The sequence below is a fragment of the Caballeronia zhejiangensis genome (genome assembly GCF_022879815.1).
Classification (GTDB): Bacteria; Pseudomonadota; Gammaproteobacteria; order Burkholderiales; family Burkholderiaceae; genus Caballeronia; species Caballeronia zhejiangensis.
On sequence record NZ_CP084285.1, the window covers coordinates 398728 to 418153 of the forward strand.

18 protein-coding genes and 2 pseudogenes are annotated in these 19426 nt (G+C 64.9%); 5 read left to right on the forward strand and 15 right to left on the reverse strand.

Features of this window, described 5'->3' with window-relative positions:
- Nucleotide 1: 1 nt before the first annotated feature.
- The 4 genes from LDZ23_RS22900 to LDZ23_RS22915 are packed head-to-tail and all read left to right on the forward strand — an operon-like array spanning nucleotide 2 to nucleotide 4945.
- Nucleotides 2–1492, forward strand: a complete 1491-nt coding sequence (locus LDZ23_RS22900; protein ID WP_008348477.1) for an efflux transporter outer membrane subunit — start codon at nucleotides 2–4, stop codon at nucleotides 1490–1492.
- Entirely contained in the window at nucleotides 1489–2775 is a 1287-nt protein-coding gene (locus LDZ23_RS22905) for a paraquat-inducible protein A (protein ID WP_008348479.1), read from the forward strand. Before LDZ23_RS22900 ends, LDZ23_RS22905 begins: the two co-directional genes overlap by 4 nt.
- Nucleotides 2772–4361, forward strand: coding sequence for a PqiB family protein (locus tag LDZ23_RS22910; protein ID WP_008348480.1), 1590 nt, complete (start codon nucleotides 2772–2774; stop codon nucleotides 4359–4361). The genes LDZ23_RS22905 and LDZ23_RS22910 overlap by 4 nt, the downstream gene beginning before the upstream one ends.
- On the forward strand, nucleotides 4361–4945 hold the full coding sequence (locus tag LDZ23_RS22915; RefSeq protein WP_008348482.1) for a PqiC family protein: 585 nt from the start codon (nucleotides 4361–4363) through the stop codon (nucleotides 4943–4945). The genes LDZ23_RS22910 and LDZ23_RS22915 overlap by 1 nt, the downstream gene beginning before the upstream one ends.
- A gap of 9 nt (nucleotides 4946–4954) precedes the next feature.
- On the opposite strand, the gene LDZ23_RS22920 is transcribed toward LDZ23_RS22915, so the two are convergent.
- From LDZ23_RS22920 to LDZ23_RS22960, 9 genes are all read right to left on the reverse strand, one after another.
- Entirely contained in the window at nucleotides 4955–5956 is a 1002-nt protein-coding gene (locus LDZ23_RS22920) for a hypothetical protein (RefSeq protein ID WP_008348484.1), read from the reverse strand.
- A 2-nt stretch (nucleotides 5957–5958) separates the two neighbouring features.
- Nucleotides 5959–6741, reverse strand: a complete 783-nt coding sequence (gene fabI / locus LDZ23_RS22925) for an enoyl-ACP reductase FabI (protein WP_008348485.1) — start codon at nucleotides 6739–6741, stop codon at nucleotides 5959–5961.
- Nucleotides 6738–7940: an acetate/propionate family kinase gene (locus LDZ23_RS22930; protein ID WP_008348486.1), complete on the reverse strand. Its 1203-nt coding sequence runs from the start codon at nucleotides 7938–7940 to the stop codon at nucleotides 6738–6740. Before LDZ23_RS22930 ends, fabI begins: the two co-directional genes overlap by 4 nt.
- Before the next feature lie 4 nt (nucleotides 7941–7944).
- On the reverse strand, nucleotides 7945–8883 hold the full coding sequence (locus LDZ23_RS22935) for a phosphate acetyltransferase (RefSeq protein WP_008348487.1): 939 nt from the start codon (nucleotides 8881–8883) through the stop codon (nucleotides 7945–7947).
- 39 nt (nucleotides 8884–8922) lie between these two features.
- On the reverse strand, nucleotides 8923–11214 hold the full coding sequence (locus LDZ23_RS22940) for a DUF3141 domain-containing protein (protein WP_008348489.1): 2292 nt from the start codon (nucleotides 11212–11214) through the stop codon (nucleotides 8923–8925).
- 147 nt (nucleotides 11215–11361) lie between these two features.
- Nucleotides 11362–13056: a SulP family inorganic anion transporter gene (locus LDZ23_RS22945; protein ID WP_008348493.1), complete on the reverse strand. Its 1695-nt coding sequence runs from the start codon at nucleotides 13054–13056 to the stop codon at nucleotides 11362–11364.
- 25 nt (nucleotides 13057–13081) lie between these two features.
- A complete protein-coding gene (gene ppk2, locus LDZ23_RS22950) occupies nucleotides 13082–13915 on the reverse strand; it encodes a polyphosphate kinase 2 (protein ID WP_008348496.1) in 834 nt (277 codons plus the stop codon).
- A 101-nt stretch (nucleotides 13916–14016) separates the two neighbouring features.
- The gene (locus LDZ23_RS22955; protein WP_008348497.1) at nucleotides 14017–14274 is read right to left on the reverse strand and encodes an RNA recognition motif domain-containing protein; all 258 of its coding nucleotides are present in this window, start codon (nucleotides 14272–14274) and stop codon (nucleotides 14017–14019) included.
- Nucleotides 14275–14332: 58 nt separating this feature from the next.
- Nucleotides 14333–14545, reverse strand: a complete 213-nt coding sequence (locus tag LDZ23_RS22960; RefSeq protein WP_033536232.1) for a DUF2964 family protein — start codon at nucleotides 14543–14545, stop codon at nucleotides 14333–14335.
- A gap of 232 nt (nucleotides 14546–14777) precedes the next feature.
- Here LDZ23_RS22960 and LDZ23_RS22965 point away from each other — a divergent pair, with 232 nt between their 5' ends.
- Nucleotides 14778–15704, forward strand: coding sequence for a hypothetical protein (locus tag LDZ23_RS22965; protein WP_008348502.1), 927 nt, complete (start codon nucleotides 14778–14780; stop codon nucleotides 15702–15704).
- Between the two features lie 10 nt (nucleotides 15705–15714).
- On the opposite strand, the gene LDZ23_RS22970 is transcribed toward LDZ23_RS22965, so the two are convergent.
- From LDZ23_RS22970 to LDZ23_RS22995, 6 genes and pseudogenes are all read right to left on the reverse strand, one after another.
- Entirely contained in the window at nucleotides 15715–16227 is a 513-nt protein-coding gene (locus LDZ23_RS22970) for a hypothetical protein (protein WP_008348503.1), read from the reverse strand.
- A 35-nt stretch (nucleotides 16228–16262) separates the two neighbouring features.
- Nucleotides 16263–16862 (reverse strand): hypothetical protein, encoded by a 600-nt coding sequence (locus LDZ23_RS22975; protein ID WP_008348505.1) that lies wholly within the window; start codon nucleotides 16860–16862, stop codon nucleotides 16263–16265.
- A 38-nt stretch (nucleotides 16863–16900) separates the two neighbouring features.
- Nucleotides 16901–17324 (reverse strand): annotated as a pseudogene (locus LDZ23_RS22980) (glycine zipper family protein).
- Nucleotides 17325–17393: 69 nt separating this feature from the next.
- Nucleotides 17394–17621 (reverse strand): annotated as a pseudogene (locus LDZ23_RS35015) (DUF2950 family protein); the annotation flags it as partial.
- Nucleotides 17622–17709: 88 nt separating this feature from the next.
- Nucleotides 17710–18381, reverse strand: coding sequence for a VIT1/CCC1 transporter family protein (locus LDZ23_RS22990; RefSeq protein ID WP_008348510.1), 672 nt, complete (start codon nucleotides 18379–18381; stop codon nucleotides 17710–17712).
- Nucleotides 18382–18391: 10 nt separating this feature from the next.
- On the reverse strand, nucleotides 18392–19387 hold the full coding sequence (locus LDZ23_RS22995; protein ID WP_008348512.1) for a 2-hydroxyacid dehydrogenase: 996 nt from the start codon (nucleotides 19385–19387) through the stop codon (nucleotides 18392–18394).
- Nucleotides 19388–19426 lie beyond the last annotated feature (39 nt).

Genomic DNA, 19426 nt, shown 5'->3' on the forward strand with positions numbered 1-19426 from the left:
CATGCGGCGCGCCAGCCTCGTTCACTCGTTTTCGGGCATCGCCGCGGCGCTGTCGCTGTCCGGCTGCCTGCTCGGCCCGAACTACTCGCGTCAGCCGGTCGAAACCCCGGCGACGTACCGCTTCGCCGCGCCCGAAGTCGCCGACGCCGCGAACTCGGAATGGTGGCGTCAGTTTCAGGATCCGGTTCTCGACGAGCTGATCTCGACGGCGCTCGCGAACAACAAGGACGTCAAGATCGCGGCGGCGCGCGTCGATCAGTTCATGGGCCAGTTCGTCACGACGCGTTCCTTGCTGTTCCCGCAGATATCGGCGGGCGCGACGGCCTCGCGGCAGCGCGCGTCGGCGGCGGGACCGCAACCGCTCAACGGCTTCGGGCCGGTCTACAACGACTTCCAGGCGTCGATCGCCGCGTCGTGGGAGCTCGATCTCTTCGGCCGCACCCGGCGTCTGACCGAAGCCGCGCGTGCGAATCTGCTGTCGAGCGAAGAAGGACGGCGCGCGACGATCCTGTCGCTGGTGGCGTCGGTGGCGTCGTCGTATCTGAATTTGCGCAGTCTCGACAAGCAGCTCGAAATCGCGAAGGCGACGACGCAAAGCCGCGCCGAATCGGTGCATGTGTTCACGCTGCGCTTCGAAGGCGGCGAAGTCTCGCAGATGGAACTCGCGCAAAGCCAGTCCGAATACGAAGCCTCGCTCGCGACGATTCCGCAGCTCGAAACGCAGATCGCGCAGCAGGAAGACGCGCTGTCTATCCTGCTCGGCGCGAATCCCGGGCCGATCGTGCGCGGCCGAACGCTCGGCGAGATGGCGACGCCCGTCATCCCCGCCGGCCTGCCTTCGGACTTGCTGGAGCGCCGGCCCGATCTGCTGCAGGCGGAACAGGATTTGATCGCGGCGAACGCGCTGATCGGCGCGGCGCGCGCGCTCTATTTCCCGCAGATTTCGCTGACGGGCCTGCTCGGCACCGCGAGCGGCCAGTTCTCGTCGCTGTTCACGGGGCCGTCGCGCATCTGGTCGTTCGCGGGACAGGTCACGCAGCCGATCTTCACGGCGGGCAACATCTCGGGTCAGGTGCAGTCCGCCGAAGCGCAGCAGCAGGCGGCGCTGCTCACGTATCAGAAGGCGATCCAGGTCGCGTTCCAGGAAGTCGACGACGCGCTCATCGCCTCGCAGAAACTGCACGAACAGCTCGAAGTGCAGGGCCGCCAGGTCACGGCGCTCGCGACCTACTCGCGCCTTGCGCGGGCGCGCTACGAAGGCGGTTATACGAGTTACATCGAAGTGCTCGACGCCGAGCGCAGCCTCTTCAACGCGCAGTTGTCGGCGACGCAGACGCAGGCCGCCGCGCTCGTGTCGTTCGTCACGCTCTACAAGGTGATGGGCGGCGGCTGGGTTGTCGCAGCCGACAAGATGACGACGCAACAGCAGTCGGCCACGCCTTCCGCCGATTCGCCCAAACCGGGCCAGCCCGCTTCGCAGACGGTGCAATGAACACGGTCACATCGGAGGATCGCGACGCGCGGCCGCTGATCGCGTGTCACGAATGCGATCTGATGCAGCGCGAGTGCGACGTGCCGCCCGGCGGCACGCTGCGCTGCTGCCGCTGCCGCGCCGTGCTGTACCGGCGCCGCGGGCGCGGCTTCGATCGCGCGCTCGCGTACGCGCTCGCCGCCTGCGTGCTGTGGCTGATCTCGAACGCGTTTCCGATCGTCGGTCTCGCGGTGAACGGCGATCTCGTCGAGACGACGCTCTTCGGCGCCGTGCGCGTGCTCTATCGCGACGGCATGTGGCCGCTCGCCGCCCTCATCTTCTTCACGACGATCCTGATGCCCGCCGTGCAGGCGCTCGGCATGGTGTGGCTGCTGCTGCCGCTTTATCTGGAGCGCCGGCCGTGGCGCGCCGACACCGTGTATCGCCTGCTGCGCGTCGCGCGCAACTGGGGCATGACCGAAGTGCTGATGCTCGGCTTGCTCGTCGCGGTCGTGAAGCTCGCGCATATCGCATCGGTGGTGACGGGGCCGGCGCTGTGGTCGCTCGCCGCGCTGATGCTGCTGCTCGTCGCGGCGTCATCGTCGTTCGATGAACGCGCCATGTGGCAGCGCGTCGAAGGCGCGCCGCCCGGCATGCCCGCCGACACGCCGCTCAAAGGGCGCACGGCGGCGGAAAGCGGCATCTGCGTATGTCACGATTGCGGCCTTTCCACGCGCGGCATGCAGCACCGCGGCCATCTGTGCTGTCCGCGCTGCGGCGCGCATTTGCATCTGCGCAAGCCCGCGAGCCTTTCGCGAACCTGGGCGTATCTGATTTCGGCGGCGATCCTGTATATCCCGGCGAACATCCTGCCGGTGATGAACACGAGCTCGCTCTTCGGCGCGCAGAAAGACACGATCATGAGCGGCGTCGCGTATCTGTGGACGTCCGGCTCGCCGCCGCTCGCGGTGCTCGTGTTCATCGCGAGCATCGCCGTGCCGATGCTGAAGATTCTCGCCATCGGTTATCTCGCCACGAGCGCGAATCTGCGCATGACGCAGCAGAGCGCGTTTCGCGCGCGCGTCTACCGTATCGTCGAATTCGTGGGACGCTGGTCGATGCTCGATATCTACGTGATCGCCGTGCTCGTCGCGCTCGTGCAGTTCAGCGCGATGGCGACGATCGAGGCCGGGCCGGCGGCGATCGCGTTCGGCGCGGTCGTCGTGCTGACGATGTTCGCGGCGATGTCGTTCGATCCGCGCCTGATCTGGGATTTCTCGCCGACTCGGGAAGGTACGCGATGAACACGCCCGATGCCGAAGTCGTGCCGAAGAGGCGCTGGCGCATTCCGTGGGTCTGGATCGTGCCGCTGGTCGCCGTGGCGATCGGCATCTGGCTCGCGGCGCAGGCCGTGCTGGAGAAAGGGCCGACCGTCACCATCAGCTTCAAGACCGGCGAAGGCCTCGAAGCCGGCAAGACGAAGATCAAGTTCAAGAACGTCGACATCGGCCTCGTCAAGACGGTCGCGCTGTCGAAGGATTACACGCGCGTGATCGCGACGGCCGAGCTGACGCGCGACGCGACCAACATGCTCGTCGACGACACGCGCTTCTGGGTCGTGCGGCCGCGCGTGGCGGGCGGCTCGGTGTCGGGCATCAGTACGCTGCTGTCGGGCGCGTATATCGGCATGGACATCGGCCGCTCGAAGCAGGACCGGCGCGATTACACCGGCCTCGAAACGCCGCCGATCTTCGCGAGCGACGTGCCGGGGCGGCAGTTCATCCTGAAGGCGACCGATCTCGGCTCGGTCGATGTCGGCACGCCGATATATTTCCGCCGTCTGCAAGTGGGCCAGGTGACGGCGTTCGAACTCGACAAGGACGGCAGCGGCGTCACGCTGCACGTATTCGTCAACGCGCCCTACGACCGTTACGTGAACGCTGATTCGCGCTTCTGGCAGGCGGGCGGCATCGACGTGACGCTCGGCACCGACGGGCTCAAGGTCAACACGCAGTCGCTCGTGTCGATCCTCATCGGCGGACTCGCGTTCGAGACGCCCGCCGTGTCGCTCAGTTGGGCGGAAGCGCCGCGCGACACCGTGTTCACGCTGCATCCGACACGCGCCGATGCGCTGCGCGTGCGCGAAAGCATCGTCGATAAATATGTCTTCGCGTTCGATGGTTCCGTGCGCGGCCTCGCGGTCGGCGCGCCGGTCGAGTTCCGCGGCATTCAGATCGGCGAGGTGTCGGCGATTTATACGCGCTTCGATCCGGTGACGAAGCGCATCAGCATACCGGTCGAGGTGAATCTGTATCCGGAGCGTTTCACGTCGCGCTTCGCCAACGTGCCGAAGGGCGGCCGCCTCACGAACGACCGCAAGGAACTCGCGGACGTGCTCGTCGCGCGCGGCATGCGCGGGCAGCTGCGCACCGGGAGCCTGCTGACGGGCCAGTTATATGTGTCGATCGACTTCTTCCCGGCTGCGAAGAAAGCGAGCATCGACTGGAGCCGCACGCCGCCCGAAATGCCGACGACGCCAAGCGGCCTCGACTCGTTGCAGGATTCGGTCAACCGCATCATGACGCGCATCGACAAGCTGCCGATCGAGGAGCTGACCGCGAGCGCGCGGCAGACGCTCGACAGCACTACGCGGCTGATGCAGGGCCTCAACACGGAAGTCGTGCCGCAGGCCGCGACGACGCTCGCCGCGGCGCGCGCCGCGCTCGATGCCGCGCATTCCACGCTGATGCCGGATTCCGGGCTGCAGCAGGACACGGCCGAAGCGATCCGCGAACTGACGCGCACGGCGGTCTCGTTCCGCAGTCTCGCGGATTATCTGCAGCAGCATCCGGAAGCGTTGCTGCGCGGCAAGCCGGAGGACAAGAAGTGATGCGGCCCGTACTCGTCTCTCTCGTTCTTTCGATGGCGATGCTCGCCGGATGCGCCTCGCCGAGCGCGAGCTTTTATCGCTTGAGCGCCGATCCGTCGCTGACCGCGGCGACCGCGCGCGCCGCATCGAGGCCGGTGATCGTCGGACCGGTGACGGTGCCCGATCTCGTCGACCGGCCGCAGATCGTCACGCGCAGCACCGACAACGAAGTTACGTTGAACGAATACGCGCGCTGGGGCGAGCCGCTCAAGAGCAGCATCGCGGATGCCATCGCGGGCGATCTCGCGCTGCTGCTCGCATCGGATCAGGTCGCGCCTGCATCGCGCGCCATCGCGGATGCGAACGCGTGGCGCGTGCGCGTCGATATCCAGCAGTTCGAATCCGTTCCCGGCGATGCCGTCGCGATCGACGCGCACTGGTCCGTGCGCCGCTTCGGCGACGACAACGCGCTGACCGGCCGTTCGCTCGTGCGCGAGCCGGTCAGCGGAAGCGGCTGGGATGCGCTCGTGGCCGCGCACAGCCGCGCGCTCGCGAGCGTGAGCAGGGATATCGCGGGGGCGATCGGGGGTAGTGGGCTCAAGTAGAAGCGCCCCTCACAGCACCAGCTTCGCCGCCTCATCGAACGCCGCGCCCGCGGGCGGCACATCGCGCCGCGCGATCCGCACGATCTCCACCGCGCGCGTCTGCGGCGGCTGCGTCGGCAAGTGCGCAAGCTCGATCGCGATGTCGGCGTGCGGCTCGTCGCAGCGCGTTTCCATCACCAGGTTCATCTGATTCAGACACAGCTCGCGATGCGTGACGGAAATCAGCGCCGCCGGCTCGGCGAGCAATTCGACGATGGTCTGAAGCTGCATCTCGATGGAATCGGCGAGCGAGCCGAGTGCCGAGAGCGCGGCTTCGTTCTCCTCGAAATCGCGCTGCAGCCGCGTGGCGTCGCCGGCCAGATCCGTCGATGCAATCAGGCCGCTCATGCCCGCGCCGCGCCGGCCGAGCATCTGCATGCGCGCGGTCAGCAACGCGCGATGTTCCTGCAGCGCGTCGCGCCGCGCGTCGTTTTGCGCGACGCGCGACATCGCTTCCAGCACGAACTGCTCGACGATCCGCTGCACGAGATCCTGTCTGAGCGCTTCGTCCGTTCCGTTGCAAAAGCGCATGCGCTTGTCGTCGAAGCTGACCGCCGTGCGCGCGACGTCCGAACGCAACGCGCCGCCCTCCACCGCCGCGACGAGCACCTTCCGCTCGACGAGCGTCGCGCCCAGCACCGCGAACCCATGATCGGCGGCAATGTTGCCGTCGAACCAGCCGCGCACATCGTGCGATTCGCCGATCACGCGCGCGACGTCGTCCGGCGTCGCGAACTTCGCGCGCAGATACGGGTCGTCCGCCCATGCCGCCGGTGTCGCGTCGCGCGGCGCGGGCAGCGCCGCGACGAGTTCCCGCGCGTGATCCAGCGTCTTGCCGACGGCCGGCGCGAGCCGCGACTCGTAACGGCTCGCGAGGCGCACCTGAGGCGCGACCGCGACGATGCGGCCGAGCGCTTCCTTGACATCCTCGCGCGAGCTCGCGTTATCGCGCCGGAACAGCCAGTTGAACATGCTTATCCCATGATATGCACGCCGCCGTCCACGTACAGCGTCTCGCCGGACATGCGCCGGGCGAAAGGCGTCGCGAGGAACGCGCAGGTAAAGCCGACGTCCATGATGTCGACCAGCTCGCCGAGCGGCGCGCGCTGTGCGGCTTCGGTCAGGAGCAGGTCGAAGTCCTTGAGTCCCGATGCCGCGCGCGTCTTGAGCGGCCCCGGCGAAATAGCATGCACGCGAATGCCCTGCGGACCGAGCTCGTAGGCGAGATAGCGCGCGCACGCTTCGAGCGCGGCCTTCACCGGGCCCATTACGTTGTAGTTCGCGACGACCTTGTTCGCGCCGTGATAGCTCATCGTGAACATCGCGCCGCCGTCTTTCATCAGCGGCGCCGCGAGCCGCGCCATGCGGACGAACGAATGGCAGGAAATGTCCATCGCCTTCGCGAAGCCTTCGGCGGAACAGTTCAGCAGGCCGCCCTGCAGATCGTCCTTCGGCGCCCACGCGATCGAGTGCACGAGAATATCGAGCTTGCCCCACTCGCTCGCGATACGCTCGAACACCGATTCCAGTTCCTCCTGGCTCGACGCGTTCAGCGGCATGAAGATCGGCGCTTCGAGGGCTTGCGCGTGCGGCTCGACGTAAGGCCGCGCTTTCTCGTCGGCATACGTGATGGCGAGATCGGCGCCCAGTTCGCGGAACGCTTTCGCGCAACCATAGGCGATCGAATGCTCGTTGGCGATGCCGGTGACGAGCGCCTTCGCGCCCTTCAGCACGGGCTGCGGGACATTCAATGTCATGCGGATGCTCCTTCGCGTTTGTCATCGATCAGCGCGAGCGTGTGGCGCGCGATCATGAGTTCTTCGTTGGTCGGAATCACCCATGCGCTCACCTTGCTCGACGCCGTGCTGATGCGCGGGCCGCCGCTCGCATTGGCTTCTGTATCGAGTTCGATGCCCCACCACGCCGCTTCTTCGCACACGCGTTGTCGTATCTCCTTCGAATGCTCGCCGATGCCCGCCGTGAACACGATTGCGTCGAGCCCGTGCAGCGCCGCGCTCATCGAGCCGAGCTCCCGGCCGATGCGATGCACGTAAAGATCGATCGCGAAGCGCGCGCGTTCGTCGCTGCTCGCGAGCAGCGCGCGCATGTCGCCCGACACGCCCGACACGCCGAGCAATCCCGACTGGCGATACAGCATGTCTTCGATCTCGCGCGCGTTCATGCCGAGCTCGTCGAGCATGTAAAGAACCACGCCCGGATCGAGATTGCCGCAGCGCGTGCCCATCATGAGACCGTCGACGGCGGTGAAACCCATCGTGCTGGCGACGCTCTTGCCCGCGTGCATCGCGCACAGGCTCGCGCCGTTGCCCAGATGCGCGACGACCGTGCGCCCGCGCGCGGCATCGGGTGCAACATCCGGCAGGGCACTCGCGATGTATTCGTACGAGAGACCATGAAAGCCGTAGCGCCGCACGCCGTTCTTCGTGATCGATTCGGGCAGCGCGAACGCCTGCGCGAGCGGCGCCTGCGTCGAATGAAAGGCCGTGTCGAAGCACGCGACCTGCGGCAGGCCCGGATTGCGCTCGGCGACGATGCGTATCGGCCTCAAGTTATGCGGCTGATGCAGCGGCGCGAGCGGTGTGAGCTTGTCGAGTTCGTCGAGCACTTCGGGGCTCGTCAGTACGGGCTTCGTGAAACGCGCGCCGCCGTGCACCACGCGATGCCCCACGCCGACCAGACGATGCCCCGCGCCATGCCCGCGCAGATACGCGCCCAGATGCGCGATCGCTTCGGCATGTTGCAGCTTCGCGCCCTCGCCCCATGAATGCTCCGCGGACTTCTCGCCTCGCCTGTCGTAAGCGACGAAATGCGGCGCGCTGAACAGCGCTTCAACCTGTCCGTGCGTGACGAGTTCGAGCGCGTCGCCTTCGACATCGAACGCGCTGAACTTGATGCTCGACGAGCCCGCATTGAGAACCAGAATCACATCGGCCATGAAATCACCCCACTACTTGCGCTTCTTCGCGGCGCTTCGACGCCACGAGCGATGCGATCGCGCACGATGCGAGCCGCGATTGCAGCGAATCGGCGCGGCTCGTCAGAATGATCGGCACGCGCGCGCCGAGCACGATGCCGGCCGCATCCGCATTCGCGAGAAAAGACAGACTCTTCGCGAGCATGTTGCCCGCTTCGAGGTCCGGCACGATCAGCACGTTCGCGCGCCCCGCGACGGGCGAATCGATCTTCTTCGTATGCGCCGCTTCGAGGTCGATGGCATTGTCGAGCGCGAGCGGCCCGTCGACGAGCGCGCCCGTGATCTGATGACGATCGACCATCTTGCAGAGCGCGGCGGCCTCCAGCGTCGACGGCACTTTCGGGTTCACCGTTTCCATCGCCGAGAGAATCGCGACGCGCACTTCCGCGAAACGCAGCGCGTGGCCGAGATCGATCGCGTTTTGCAGGATGTCGACTTTATCGGCGAGCGTCGGCGCGATGTTGATGGCCGCGTCGCTGATGATGAGCACGTCGTCGTGCCCCGGCACATCCATGATGAAGCAATGCGACACGCGCCGCGACGTGCGCAGTCCGCCTTCGCGCTTCACGACCGCGGCCATGACTTCGTCGGTGTGCAGGCTGCCTTTCATGAGCGCTTCGGCCTTCGCCTCGCGCACGAGTTCCACCGCCTTTTCGGCAGCGGCGTGGCTGTGCGGCGCATCGACGATCGGAAAGCCCGCGATGTTGAGGCCGCATTCTTCCGCCACCTCGCGAATGCGATCGCGTGGCCCGACGAGTTGCGGCGCGATCAGACCCATCTCGTGCGCCTTCACCGCGCTTTCGAGCGATGTCCGGTCGCAGGGATGCACGACCGCCACCGCGAGCGGCGGCAACGCCTGGCAAACCTCGATGAGCCGTACATATTTTTCGCGCGGCTGATTCATTTCACCCTCCGTAGTTACGTGTGATGCAACGCCCGAACATCAGTGCGCGGGCGCGGAACGTCTTGGCGCGCGTGCAGCCTTGACCGGCAGCGCCGCGCGGATGCGCGCGAGCATGTCGTGCTGCGCGGCCGTCGGCTCGAAGCCCTGCATGCGGCTGTCGTCGTGCAGCTTGTCGAAGAGCGTGAGGAGCTTCTTGCGGTCGTCGCTGTCGTCGAGCAGACCGGGCAACGACGCGAGCGCCTGCTCGGGCTCGTAGCGCACGATGATTTCCTGTTCGCCGCGAACGCGCCGCCATTCGTCGCGCGGCATCTGCGGCAAATACTCCGCATAGTCGGCCGCGAGTTCCTGACGCAGCACCATGCGCGTGAGCGGCAACGGCTCGTCGTGACGCATGAGCAGGCACGCGACGCGCGCGACGGCTTCCGCGTATCCGCCGTGCGCAACCGACGCGAGCGCTTCCTGAACGAACGGCAGATCGCGCGGATCGGTCCGATTTTCTTGCGTCTCGCGTTCCTGCACGCGCTGTGCCGGCAGCAGGTTGCCGTACACGGAGAAGAACATCGCTTCGGTCGTGGCGTCGCGCATCGCACGATAGAAGTCGAGGCTCGCGCTGATCATGTCGGAGCCGCAATGCTCCGCACGGCGCAACACGTCGCGTTCGGTGTCGGGCTTGCGCGTGGCCTTCACCGCTTCCGCCGCCGGGCCGAGCCATGCAAGCCACGGATTCAGATCGGAGAACATCCAGCGCTGCGCGCGCAACGGATGGAACGCGCGCAGCATCGTCGCGGTCGCGTCGTTGGCCATTGCCTGAACGAAGGGTTGCGCGAACAGTTCGTACGCACGCTGATTGAAATCCGATACCTGTTTCACCGCTTCGAACGGCAGTTCGTCGATACGCTCGAAACGGTTGAAGCGCGCGGTCACGTCTTCGAGACGTCGCTCGTGAAAGCTCACGTCGTATTCGGTCTTGCCGTTCGCGTTCTTGCGTTCGGCGATCTCCATGCCGTACAGCCCCGGCGGAAACGATTCGATCGCTTCCAGCACCGATGCGATCTGCGTGTATTCCTTCTTCGCGACCTTGCCGCTCACGAAGATGCCGAGATGCCCGATGCTCTTGTGCATCAGTCCGACGATCACTTGCCCGCGTGCCTTGATCTCGTCGGTGCTGCCGTAGATATCCGCGACCCAGTTGAAGGCCTGTTGCGGCGGCGTGATGTTGTCGCCCATCGAAGCGAAGAGAATGATCGGCGATTTGATCGCGCGCAGATCGAACGATGCGCCCGACGCGCCGCGCACTTCGCCCGACCACAGCTTGTTGCCGACGAAAAGATTGCGCGTGATCCATTCGATCTCTTCGCGGTTCATCAGGTAATAGCCGCCCCACCAGCGCTCGAAGTCGAGAAAGCGCGGCGGTTCGGTGTCGATCTTGTCGAACAGCGTGTAGTACTTGTCCCAGAAACTGTTCGCCGGATTCAGGTTCTCGAAGTTCTCGACGAGATACGCGCCGTCGAACTTGCCGTTGCCGAGATCGGCCGTCAGCGAGGCGAGCCACGTCCCGCCGAGCATGCCGCCCGAGTAGCGCATCGGGTTGTCGCCCTCCCCTTCGCTCCACGCGCCGCTCCAGTAGGACATCGGCGCGCCGTTGATGACGAGCGGACCGGTATCGTCGGGCTGCGAGCTCGCGAGCATCATCGCGGCCCAGCCGCCCTGGCAATTGCCGACGATAGCGGGCTTCGGGCTGTCCGGATGCATCTCGCGCACATGCTTCACGAACTGCTGCTCGGCCGCGCATACGTCGAGCAGCGTCTGGCCGGGCTGCGGGTCGCGAAAGAACGTGACGAAGTACACCGGATGACCCGCGCGCAACGCGACGCCGACTTGCGAATCGTCCTTGAATCCGCCGATGCCCGGACCATGCCCCGCACGCGGATCGATGATGAGATACGGCCGCTTCAGCGGATCGATGACTACGCCTTCGGGCGGCACGATACGCAACAGCGCATAGTTCACCGGCCGCGCGAACGTGCGTCCGTCGAGCAGCATTTCATGCGCGAAATGCAGCACCGGTTCGAGACCGCGCTTCGCCTGCTCGATGAAGTTGTTGCCGCGCTGACGCAGCGTGTCCCAGAAGAGCACCGTGCGCTGCATGACATCGACCGCATAGTCGAAGCCGTTGAAACGATCAGCCTCGCCGTTGCCGAGGACACGCACGCCTGCTTCGCGCGCGCGCTCGCTGAATTGATGCTGCGCAAGCTCCGCGCGCTTCTGATAAACGCGTGTGACCTTTTCCGCGATTTTCTGGCTGCGCGCCAGTTGATCTGCATACGTCATGACGTGATCTCCGCGAGGGAACGTGCAAGGGACAACGCAGGAAGCAGATGCATCGGCGGCCATGATGAACGCATGGTCCGATGACTTGGATACCATCATCAAAATATATGCGCAATGTGCGACAAGCAGGTGGCAAAAATTCGCGACTCAACGACGCGCGACTTCATCGCCATTGCGCGAAACAATCTCCTGATACTTCGCGACGACATGTTCGAGGTTGTAGAACATGCGCGCTTCGCCGAGCAGCGCGCCGAGCGGCGAGCGCCGCACCGCCGCGAGCACGCCCGGATTCAGGCCCGCGAGCCAGAGCGTGGTGCCGTTCGCGGCGAGGCGCGCTTCGGCTTCGATCATCATCTTGAGCGCGGTGTATTCGACATCGAAGACGCGGCTCAGATCCAGCACGACGATCTTCGCGTCGGAATCGCGCACGAGCGGGCGGATCTTTTCGGCGACACGTTGCGCATTCGCGAAGAATATCCGCCCTTCGGGACGCAGCAGCAATAAGCCGGGAAACGCTTCGTCGTCCGGATGCCGCGACGAAGCGCGCCGGAACACGTTGGTTCCCGGTATCCGCTTCAATGCGTACACAGGCGGATTGGACACCTGATGCGCGAGCGCGAAGAGCGACACGACGATCGCCACCACGATGCCTTCCAGCGTTCCGAACAACACGACGCCCGCGCATGCCGTGAGCGCCCACACGAATTCGGTGCGGCGAATCTTCAGGATCGCGCGGAATTCGGCGGGGCTGAAAAGCCCGATCGAATAGAACACGACGACGGCCGCGAGCGTCGCGTGCGGCATCAGCGCCATGAGCGGCGCGAACAGCAGCATGACGGCGAGCGCGAGCGCCGCCGTCACGAGTCCCGCGAGTTGCGTGCGCGCGCCCGCCTGCCGGTTGACGGCCGTCTGGCTCGTTCCGCCGCCTGAGACCATCGCGCCGAAAAGCGCGCCGGCCGCGTTCGCGAGGCCGGTCGCGAGCAGTTCGCGGTTCGCATCGGGCGCGGGTTCGTCGTTGCGTGCGAACGCCCGCGCCGCCGCGATGCTTTCGGTGAAGCTCATCAACGCGATGCCGAGCGCGTCCGGCCACAGCTTCAATGCAAGCGACAGATCCGGCCGTGTCCACGACGGCAATCCCGCCGGCACCGCGCCGACCGTTTCGACGCCGTGCGCGCGCAGACCGAACGCGGCCACCGCGACGATCGCCGCCGCGACGACGAACAACGGCGCGGGCGCGCGCGGTGCGAAGCGTTCGAGCGCGATGAGCGCGGCGAGCGTCGCCAACGCGAGCGCGAGCGTGCTCGCCGACAGATGCGGCAAGCCCGCGACGAACGCGCCGACGTTGTGAAAGAACGATCCCTTCGGATAGTGAATGCCGAAGAGCTTCGGCAACTGATCCACGACGATGACGATCGCCACGCCCGCCTTGAAACCGACGAGCACCGGCTCGGAAATGAAGTTCGCGACGAACCCGAGACGCAGGCACGCCCCCGCGACGAGCATGATGCCGACGAGCATCGTCAGCGTCGCGTTGGCGACGGCGAGCGCGTGCGGATCGCCATTCGCGACGGTCGCGCCGAGCGCGTTCGCCGCGAGAATCGCGAGCGTGGTCGTCGTGCTGACGGACAGCGCGCGCGACGTGCCGACGAACGCGTACACGATCATCGGCACGCAGGCCGTGTAGAGGCCGACCTGAACCGGCAGGCCCGCGATGGTCGCGTACGCGAGCGCCTTCGGTATGACGACCGCCCCCGCCGTCAGGCCCGCGACGATATCGGCGCGCGCCCACGGCTTCTCGTAACGAAACAGCCATTCGGGCGCGATGGACGCGCGATGCGGCATGACGATCCCGCGTTCCGAAGTCGCGCTAAAAACGCTCGGGCACGTAGCGCAGCGGCCGATCGCTTTCGCGATAACCCTCCGCCTTCTGGCGCTTCGGCAACTTCACCTTTTCGCGCGGCACGGCCTTGTACGGGATATTCGCGAGCAGATGGCTGATGAGATTCAGGCGCGCGCGGCGCTTGTCGTCGGAACGCACGACGTACCACGGCGCCTGTTCCGTGTCGGTGGCCTCGAACATGTCGTCGCGAGCGCGCGAGTAGTCGTACCAGCGGCTGTAGGAACGCAGGTCCATCGGCGAGAGCTTCCAGATCTTGCGTTCGTCGTGGATGCGTTCCTCGAGACGCCGCGTCTGCTCTTCCTGACCGACCTCGAGCCAGTACTTGAGCAGAATCACGCCCGAATCGATGATCGCGCGCTCCACGAGCGGCACGCCTTTCAGAAAGGTTTTCGCCTGGTCCTCGGTACAGAAGCCCATCACGCGTTCGACGCCCGCGCGGTTGTACCAGCTTCGGTCGAAAAGCGTGATCTCGCCCGCGGCGGGCAGATGCGGCAGATAGCGCTGCACGTACATCTGCGTCTTTTCGCGCTCGGTGGGCGCGGGCAGCGCAACCACGCGGAAGATGCGCGGGCTCACCCGCTCGGTAATCGCCTTGATCGTGCCGCCCTTGCCCGCGCCGTCGCGTCCCTCGAACACGACGCAGACTTTCGCGCCCGTGTAGACGGCCCATTCCTGCAGCTTCACGAGTTCCACATGCAGGCGCGCAAGCTCTTTTTCGTACTGTTTCCTGTTCAGGCGCTCATGCACGCCCGCGCCTTCACGCACGCCTCTCGATTCGCCGACAGCCCTCTCTTCGTTCATTGCTGTCTCCCGATATTTTTGGATGCCATCCGCGCGGACGAACCGAGTCCGCCGTCGCGACGATGCGCGCGGCACATGGTCGCGGACCCGTCATGACGCCGTCAGGTTTCGTTGCGCTCGGGCACGACCTGCACCACGAGCGTGCGGTTCTTCCAGAACATGTTGTGGATGCGCGGCTGAAAGGTGCGCAGCACGTGCGGCTCGATCGAATCGAAGGTGACGACCGCGGCCGGATGCTCGCCGGTGCCCGTCACGCGCTGAATCGAATCGTAGGGTGGAAAGCCGTAGCGGCAGAGAAATTCCCTGATTTCGTCGTCGGTCGTGGACTCTTCCACGTTGCCTATCCAGAGATCGCCCATTGCAAGATTCTCCGTTGAGTTGTGCGACGTTTCTTCGACTAATACACCAACGGACGGCTCAGGTCGACCCATCTCGCTTGGCCGATTTGCGCTGCGCGAGCGGATTCAGCGCGACGACGAAAGTCACGATCCCGATGCCGAGCGCCCACATGCCGTAACGGAATTCGAGTTTCATGTCGTACAGAAGGCCGTGGATCGTGAAATACAGCCCGGCGAGCCAGATGAACACGCCAATCGAGGCAACCACCATGCGCGGCTCGTTCAGTCTCATCGATGTCTCCCGGAAGCGGTGCGCGAGATAGCTTCAGTTTAGGAAAACTTCCGTCGTCCTGTGAACACACTCGTGTGCAATGACCTTGGCGCGCCGCGATCGTTAGGCTACATTTCCCGCGTATGGCGGAGCAGCAAATGCAACGCATGACCAACTAAACCAATTAACGTTCTGACGCGCCCCGCAGATGCGAAAGCCAACCCCTTTCCCGACCAGGTTGCGAAATTTCGTGATGCTCTTCGTCCTCGCTGCCGCGCCCTGCGCCGCGCTGGCGCAGGGCGCGCCGGACCGCGCGGTCGTCGGCGCAAACGTCAAGCAGTATGCGAATTCCGTGCTCGCGATCATGTCGTACACCGCGGTGCCGGATGTCACGACAAGTTCACTGTCGATCAATAGCGGCACGACCGGCAATCCGGGCTTCGGTCAGACGCAACTCGGCGGCGGCTTTACCCTCAGCAATTCGTTTCCGCTCTACCTCGAAGGCACGCTCGCGTACAGCCGCTACGATCCGACCTTCATCGCGACCGACGGCGACCAGCAGCGCGCGGTGCCTGCGAAATGGAACACGTTCAGCACGACGGTTGGCGTCGGCTGGGACTTCCCGATCACGAGCGAGCTGAAATTTCGCCCGATCATCAACGGCATGATCGGCCGCGTCGCGAGCGATGCGCGCATCGCGCAGACGGTGTTCAATCACGTCGCCAACACCAATCTGCAGTTCCTCGAGGACGGCGCGCTCAATGCGTACGGCGTCGGCGGCTCGCTGATGCTCGATCTCGAGCATTATCGCGAGCACTACGAGGTCGATGTCGAACTGCGCGCAACCGATATTTATCTACGCAGCTTCGGCAGTTCCTCGGAAGCGGTGCAAGGCTCCGCGACCGCGCAGCAGTTCAGCCTGTGGGCGCGCTGGCGTGCGCCCACAGGCTTCGCCGCGCTCGACAGGCCGGTGCGCTACGTGCTCGAAACCGCGTACTCGCATTACTTCGGCGACAGCGCGGGCGTGCTCGGCTTCAACGATCTGACATCGCTCGGCGTCGGGCTCGAACTGGACAGCAGCAAATATCCTGTCGTCATCACGCGCACGCGCGCGATGGTGCGCTACGTATTCGGCCACAACGTGCACGGCGTGTCGTTCGGCCTCGCCGTCAGCTTCTAGCGCGCGCCGTTCAAAGCACGTTGCGCTGGCTCGGATCGTATTTCGGATCGGGCTGCTTCTGCGTCTGCCGGAGCACGCCCTGAGCGTCGAAATAGAAATGGAACAGCATGTGGTCGATGTTGTTCTCCAGGTATCGATACGTCCACACCTCGCGATCCATCCGCTTGAAATAGGCCGTCTCGAACGGGCGTCCGAACGCGATCATCACGTCGTTGCGCGTCCACTTGTTGACCTCGGCGCGGTAGAACTCGTTTTCCTGAAGCACTTGCCGAACACTGACCGTATTGCCCGACGCATCGAGATCGACGGCCGTGGTCGTCGATCCCATCGGCTGCGTGGGCCACATCAGACGCTTGCCGCCGTTCGGCAGGTCGTAGGTTTCCTTCGGCGGCCCGAGCCTGGCGACGATCGCCTGCTGATCCATGCCGGGCTGCACGCGCTGTTCCGGCTGCGCGCAACCGGCGAGCGCGAGCGCGACGGCGCACGCGCCGTGCGTCAGCGCGAATGCAAAGCGTTTTTTCATGGGTCTCTCCCGCGTCCGCCACGGTTCGTGGCGCCTTATTTTGTCATGGCGGGTTCCACGGATATGGCGAACGCTTCCGTATAAACGGCCTTCACCTGATCGCCCTTCTTGACGCGCTTCAGGCGCTCGGGATCCTGAACGTGCAGATCGACCGTCTCGCCGCGCGGCCCGCGCAGCGTCACGGTTTTCGCATGACGATCGACGGCGATCACATCGGCGATGATCGTCACTTCGCGCCCGACCTCGCCGCCCGGCTTCGCGCCCGGCGCCGCGCGCTCGGCCGAGTCGCTCTCGGAACGCGACGGCTGCGTCTTCTTGTCGAGCAGGCTCAGCGTCAACGACTCGCGGTACTGCGCGGTGACGACATCGCCGACTGCGAGCTGATCGAAGTTGCGCGCTTCGTTCGTGACTTCCAGTTCCATCACCTTGCCGGCGTTCGTTTTCAGCGTGACGGTGCGCGTCGCCGGATCGATGCCGACGATCGTCGCCGTCACCTTCGCGACGCCCTGCACCGTCGCGCCGTCCGGGTTTCGCACGACGCTGACGTCGGCCTGAGGATCGGCGGTGGGATCGGCTGCAAAGGCGCTTGCGGATAGCGCAAGGCATGACAAGACAACGAGGCTGACGCGTTTCATGTTCGCGCTCCTTTTGTTCTATCGATACCGCGATGACGTTACTGGATCGTGTAACCGCGTCCCTGCATGCACGCCGACCACGCGCGATAGTACGTCTGCATCGCGCCCTGGCTCTGCGCCTGCGCGTTGGATTCCTGCGCCCGCTTGTTCTGCCGTGCGCGCATGCCGCCGGCCATCGTGCCCGTCGCCGCGCCGATGGCCGCGCCCTTGCCCGCATCGCCCGCGATCGCACCGATCACCGCGCCGCCCGCCGCGCCGCGCCGCGCCGCCGACGCGCTCGCCGCCGCCCACAGCCGGTCCGCCTTGCGGTGGCGGCGCCGCCGATGCCGTCGCCGGGTCGATGCCCGTGTTGCTCTTCGCCCAGCTGTAGCACGCGCCGTCGTCGCTTTGCTGCTTCTGCGCGCTCTGTCCCTTGGCCGGATAAGCGATCGGCTTGCTCTGCGCAATGGCGTCGAGCGCCATCACGGCGATCACGATGGCGCAGCCGGCACGCAATCTCGTTGCATTCATGGCGACTCCTTGCCTGATTTCCAGAGTTGGCGATTCAAGATTCTTTTGATACACGACGCCGTCGTTATTGACAATGAAAGTCATCGCGCCGCTTGCGCCGGATTGCACGCGATAGTCTGCAATACAGACCACACCGGATTCAGGAAGCGAACGCGTGAAGAACCTCTGACCAGAACAGCAAATTTGTATTCTCGTGTTGCCGTTTGTAGCTTGATGCGCGCCGGACGCAGCGCCGCGAAAAACATGCATATTCGAAGATATGCGAACGTCCTGGCGAATTCAAGAATCGCCGCATAGGTGTTTGTTCGCTGATTTGTCGAACGACTCGGGCTTTTAATTACCCGCCTAAAGCGATGATCGCCATCGTCAGAAGCACGCCGAGCGCCATCATCGCGAGACCGGCCTTCCAGCCGCGCCAACCCGCATAACCGCCCAGCGCGAAGCCGCAGCAAAACAGCATCGCGAGCGTGAGCACGCGCGATATGAAGAGCGCGGTCGGAACGTGCTTGACGAGAACAAAAGGCGCGGCGACCGGAAAGGTCGACAGTACGATGATGATGAAGATGCCCAGCGCCGCGAGAAAATCGTCGCGCACGAAGCGCGCGCGTTCCGGCAGGCTGTCGCTCGCGGCGATGCGCTTGCGGATGGATTCGAGATCGTCGTCGGAGATGAACGGATCGAGCGTCGCGGATACTCTCTCGCGCAACATGCGCACGCCCGCCGCCGCATCGCGCTCGCGCTGGATCGCAAGCGCGAGCGCGTGCCTGCGCGCGCGGTCCGCGATCGTGCGAACGAGATACATGACGGCATCGGCGAGACCCCACGCGAGATTGCAGCCGAGCGCCGTGTAGAGCATCTTGTGTCCCGCCGCCTCGCCGCCCGTCGCCGCCGATACCGTGCCGACAAACGTCAGCGCCATGAAGAGGCCGAAGCACAGCTCCGACACGCGATCGACGGTGTCGAGCACCGGCGCTCGCGTGCGTTTGCCCGGCGAAGTCTCCTCGTGCATGAGCGCGCGGCTATCCGACCTTCACCTCGTTTTCCAGGGGTTGATTGTTCTCGAAAGCCGTGATGCTCTGCAGCGTGGTTTCGCAGATCGTTGTCAACGCTTCGCGCGTCAGATAAGCCTGATGCCCCGTCACGATCACATTCGGAAACGACACGAGCCGCTGGAAAACGTCGTCGGTGATGATTTCGCTCGAGAGATCGCGGAAGAAGAGATCGGCTTCCTGTTCGTAGACGTCGATTGCGAGGCCGCCCAGTTGTCCCGTCTTCAGCGCTTCGATCACCGCTTCGGTGTCGATCAGTCCGCCGCGGCTCGTATTGACGAGCAACGCGCCGTGCTTCGAACGCTTGAGCGATTCCGCGTTGATGATGTGATGCGTCTCTGGCGTCAGCGGGCAAAAGAGCGCGACGATGTCCGCCTTCTCGCCGATCTCGCCGGACGTCGCGTAACGCAACCCGAGCGCCTCGAACTGTTTCGACGGATACGGATCGTAGCCGATCACGTTGCAGCCGAAGCCCTGCATGATCTTCGCGAACACGCAGCCGATCTTGCCCGTTCCCACGACCGCGACGGTTTTGCCGTACAGATCGAAACCGATGAGGCCGTCGAGCGAGAAGTTCGAATCGCGCGTGCGGTTGTATGCGCGATGCACTTTGCGATTGATCGCGAGCAAGAGCGCGACCGCGTGCTCCGCGACCGAGTTCGGCGAATAGTTGACGACGCGAACCACCTTGATGCCGAGCTTCGCGGCGGCCGCGAGATCGACGTTGTTGAAGCCGGTGCAGCGCAGCGCCACGAGACGCGTGCCGCCTTTGTGCAGCGCTTCGAGCACTTCGGCATTCGCCGTATCGTTGACGAAGATGCAGACCGCGCCGTAGCCCGCCGCGAGCTCGACGGTGTCCATGTCGAGCGACATGTCGTGGTACCGGAGCTTGTGGTTTTCCTTCTTGTTCGCCTGGTCGATGTACTGACGCTCGTAAGGGGTCGAACTATAGATCGCCACTTCCATGATGCACTCCTTGAAAATTGTATTGACGGGCCGGTCAAG

Excerpts from the sequence above, each read along its gene's own strand:
- fabI (WP_008348485.1), bottom strand. The coding sequence starts at position 6,741 with ATGACATTGAATGTCCCGCAGCCCGTGCTGAAGGGCGCGAAGGCGCTC.
- LDZ23_RS22945 (WP_008348493.1), bottom strand. The coding sequence starts at position 13,056 with ATGCCGCATCGCGCGTCCATCGCGCCCGAATGGCTGTTTCGTTACGAG.
- LDZ23_RS22975 (WP_008348505.1), bottom strand. The coding sequence starts at position 16,862 with ATGAAACGCGTCAGCCTCGTTGTCTTGTCATGCCTTGCGCTATCCGCA.
- LDZ23_RS22955 (WP_008348497.1), bottom strand. The coding sequence starts at position 14,274 with ATGGGCGATCTCTGGATAGGCAACGTGGAAGAGTCCACGACCGACGAC.
- LDZ23_RS22900 (WP_008348477.1), top strand. The coding sequence starts at position 2 with ATGCGGCGCGCCAGCCTCGTTCACTCGTTTTCGGGCATCGCCGCGGCG.
- LDZ23_RS22930 (WP_008348486.1), bottom strand. The coding sequence starts at position 7,940 with ATGGCCGATGTGATTCTGGTTCTCAATGCGGGCTCGTCGAGCATCAAG.
- LDZ23_RS22905 (WP_008348479.1), top strand. The coding sequence starts at position 1,489 with ATGAACACGGTCACATCGGAGGATCGCGACGCGCGGCCGCTGATCGCG.
- ppk2 (WP_008348496.1), bottom strand. The coding sequence starts at position 13,915 with ATGAACGAAGAGAGGGCTGTCGGCGAATCGAGAGGCGTGCGTGAAGGC.
- LDZ23_RS22915 (WP_008348482.1), top strand. The coding sequence starts at position 4,361 with ATGCGGCCCGTACTCGTCTCTCTCGTTCTTTCGATGGCGATGCTCGCC.
- LDZ23_RS22910 (WP_008348480.1), top strand. The coding sequence starts at position 2,772 with ATGAACACGCCCGATGCCGAAGTCGTGCCGAAGAGGCGCTGGCGCATT.
- LDZ23_RS22995 (WP_008348512.1), bottom strand. The coding sequence starts at position 19,387 with ATGGAAGTGGCGATCTATAGTTCGACCCCTTACGAGCGTCAGTACATC.
- LDZ23_RS22940 (WP_008348489.1), bottom strand. The coding sequence starts at position 11,214 with ATGACGTATGCAGATCAACTGGCGCGCAGCCAGAAAATCGCGGAAAAG.
- LDZ23_RS22920 (WP_008348484.1), bottom strand. The coding sequence starts at position 5,956 with ATGTTCAACTGGCTGTTCCGGCGCGATAACGCGAGCTCGCGCGAGGAT.
- LDZ23_RS22970 (WP_008348503.1), bottom strand. The coding sequence starts at position 16,227 with ATGAAAAAACGCTTTGCATTCGCGCTGACGCACGGCGCGTGCGCCGTC.
- LDZ23_RS22935 (WP_008348487.1), bottom strand. The coding sequence starts at position 8,883 with ATGAATCAGCCGCGCGAAAAATATGTACGGCTCATCGAGGTTTGCCAG.
- LDZ23_RS22990 (WP_008348510.1), bottom strand. The coding sequence starts at position 18,381 with ATGCACGAGGAGACTTCGCCGGGCAAACGCACGCGAGCGCCGGTGCTC.
- LDZ23_RS22960 (WP_033536232.1), bottom strand. The coding sequence starts at position 14,545 with ATGAGACTGAACGAGCCGCGCATGGTGGTTGCCTCGATTGGCGTGTTC.
- LDZ23_RS22965 (WP_008348502.1), top strand. The coding sequence starts at position 14,778 with ATGCTCTTCGTCCTCGCTGCCGCGCCCTGCGCCGCGCTGGCGCAGGGC.